The 2,516-nt window shown below is 57.9% G+C and carries 3 protein-coding genes; 1 reads left to right on the top strand and 2 read right to left on the bottom strand.

What is annotated here, in order from left to right:
* On the bottom strand, positions 1-1,158 hold a 1,158-nt coding region (locus EN884_RS32800; protein ID WP_164895307.1), incomplete at its 3' end, for a catalase.
* 290 nt (positions 1,159-1,448) lie between these two features.
* Between EN884_RS32800 and EN884_RS32795 the strand changes: the two genes are divergently transcribed.
* Positions 1,449-2,012: a sigma-70 family RNA polymerase sigma factor gene (locus EN884_RS32795; RefSeq protein WP_013533212.1), complete on the top strand. Its 564-nt coding sequence runs from the start codon at positions 1,449-1,451 to the stop codon at positions 2,010-2,012.
* Here EN884_RS32795 and EN884_RS32790 read toward each other — a convergent pair whose 3' ends face one another.
* Positions 2,013-2,189, bottom strand: coding sequence for a hypothetical protein (locus tag EN884_RS32790; protein ID WP_081714227.1), 177 nt, complete (start codon positions 2,187-2,189; stop codon positions 2,013-2,015).
* Positions 2,190-2,516 lie beyond the last annotated feature (327 nt).

The raw sequence follows: 2,516 nt of genomic DNA, 5'->3' as shown, positions 1-2,516 counted from the left end.
GTTCGGACTGCCCAGCCGCTTCAATTGGGTATCGAGATAGGAGAAGTTGCGGCCCTGCAGAAGCGGATCGTTGGAGAAATCGATTCCGGGCGGCACATTCTGCGTCATGAATGCAACCTGCTCGGTCTCGGCGAAGAAATTATCCGGCATCCGGTCGAGCACCAGCCGACCGACCGGAATTGGTTCGAGAACCTCTTCGGGAATGATCTTCGTTGCGTCCAGGATATCGAAGTCAAAACTGTCGGCAAACGCCTGATCGAACAGTTGCACCGTCAACTCCCATTCCGGGAAATTGCCGGCCTGTATGGCCTCCCACAGATCGCGGCGATGGAAGTCGGGATCGGCGCCGTTGATCTTGACCGCCTCGTTCCAGACCACCGATTGCATGCCGAGCTTGGGTTTCCAGATGAACTTGACGAAGGTGGATTCGTCCTTGGCGTTGACGAGGCGGAACGTATGCACACCGAAGCCTTGCATGAAGCGGAAGGAACGCGGGATGGCGCGATCCGACATGATCCACATCACCATGTGCATCGATTCCGGCATCAGGCTGATGAAGTCCCAGAAATTGTCGTGCGCCGTCTGTGCCTGCGGAAAAGCACGGTCGGGCTCCTGTTTGGCGGCGTGGATCAGATCGGGAAACTTGATGGCGTCCTGGATGAAGAAGACCGGAATGTTGTTGCCGACCAAATCCCAATTGCCTTCCTTGGTGTAGAGCTTGACCGCAAAGCCGCGCACGTCGCGGGCGAGATCGAACGAGCCCTTGTTGCCGGCAACCGTCGAGAAACGAACGAATGCCGGCGTCTTTTCACCAGCTCGCTGGAAAATGTCGGCACGTGTGTATTTGGCCAGTGAGTCGTAGGTCTCGAAATAACCATGCGCGCCATAGCCGCGGGCATGGACGACCCGTTCCGGGATGCGTTCGTGGTCGAAGTGGAAAATCTTCTCGCGAAAGTGAAAGTCTTCGATCAGCGATGGTCCGCGTTCACCGATCCGCAATGTGTTTTGGTCGTCGGAGACAGGCGTTCCGAGCGCCGTGGTAAGGACAGGCGTGTCGTCTCCCGCGACCTGGTGCAACTCGCCGCCATTTCCGCGCGCGCTATTCTGATCCAGTCCACTTGCCGATTGGCGAGCGGAGGGGCGAGCGGATTTGGCCATGACAGGTCCTCGATCGATACTGGAAGGTTAAAGTGGCAAGCCATCAAACTGCCGGTGAACGGCTTTGTTCCCGTAAAAAAGCGGACGCTGTAGATACCACTGTCGAAGGAGGCGTCGCTGCTGCGGTGATGGTATGCGCCGATCGCATGACAGATATCTCCGCCCGCGAAGAATTATGAAGAGTTGTCTCCAGCAAGAGGAACGAACCAAACTTCCATGCATTTAGCTGAGGCTGCGTTCACACACTCTTTCTGCTGGGAGCTGGACCATTGTCATCCGGAGGCTGCCTTTTGGCCGACCAGGAAACCAATGAAGTTTCCATCGTTGACCTGATACCCGCCCTGCGGGCATTCGCCCGCACCTTCTGCCGCGTCCCCGACGATGCTGACGATCTCGTGCAGGAGACACTGACCAAGGGTCTCGCCAACATCGACAAGTTCGAACCCGGTACGCGAATGAAGTCGTGGCTCTTCACCATCATGCGCAACACCTATTATACCCGGGTCAAGATCGCTGCCCGGGAGGCGCCAGGCCTGCTCGACTGCGCCTCTTCGAGACCAATTTCGGAAGCCACCCAGGAATGGACCGTTCAGAGCAGGGAAGTTCACGGCGCCATTCAAAGACTGCCTGAACACCAACGCGAGGTGCTGATGCTGATCGGCGTTTTGGGAGTGAGCTACGAGGAAACCGCCGACATATGCGGTTGCGCGGTCGGGACGGTCAAAAGCCGCCTGAACCGTGCGCGCGCCAACATCCTTGAACTCCTAGGGGAGAGTTCGCTGGAGACATTGATGGAGAGGAGAAACCAGCTGTCGGACGGTCAGCTCGACGTCGAGGTCGACAGCCGCAGATAGTCAGTTGTTCACGTCGCGCCGACGCTTCTCGACGAGCGCGTTCTGCAATTCGATCGCCAGCTTGGTGAGGCGGTCCGGAATCTTTTCCTGCTCTATGGCTGCCAGCAGGGAGGCAATCTCCCGATCCACCGCCATCTCGACATGCGGATCCGCGGTATCGTCGCTCGAACGAGACATCACATTCTCTTGATAGCGGTCCCTTGATCGTAGTGTGGTGATAAGCGCCCGGCATTACAAGCCTGTGTCCACCGCCGAGAAGCTGACCGGCGGACCCTTGCACAGGTTTATTTCCTTGCTCCTTGGTCGCCCCGCGGACCACAGGCCCGCGCGGTGGCGTTCAGTCCTTCGGCAATCGATTAGCGGCGTAATCCTTCGGACTTGATCCGATTGCCGTCCAGCCCGCGCTCCTCCTTCGAATCGAGGACACTCGTTGGTGCCCTTTGCTCGACATCCGAACTGGCATCGTGCTGTAATGTTCCGTCTCACCGAGCGAGCAAAAAAGCG

Source organism: Mesorhizobium sp. M7A.F.Ca.AU.001.01.1.1, assembly GCF_004022735.1.
GTDB lineage: Bacteria > Pseudomonadota > Alphaproteobacteria > Rhizobiales > Rhizobiaceae > Mesorhizobium > Mesorhizobium ciceri.
The sequence above is the reverse complement of the archived record's forward strand: the minus strand, read 5'-3'. Positions and strand labels throughout refer to the sequence as shown.

Bases quoted from the DNA above. Each gene is read 5' to 3' on its own strand.
- EN884_RS32790 (WP_081714227.1), bottom strand. From the start codon at position 2,189: ATGTCTCGTTCGAGCGACGATACCGCGGATCCGCATGTCGAGATGGCG.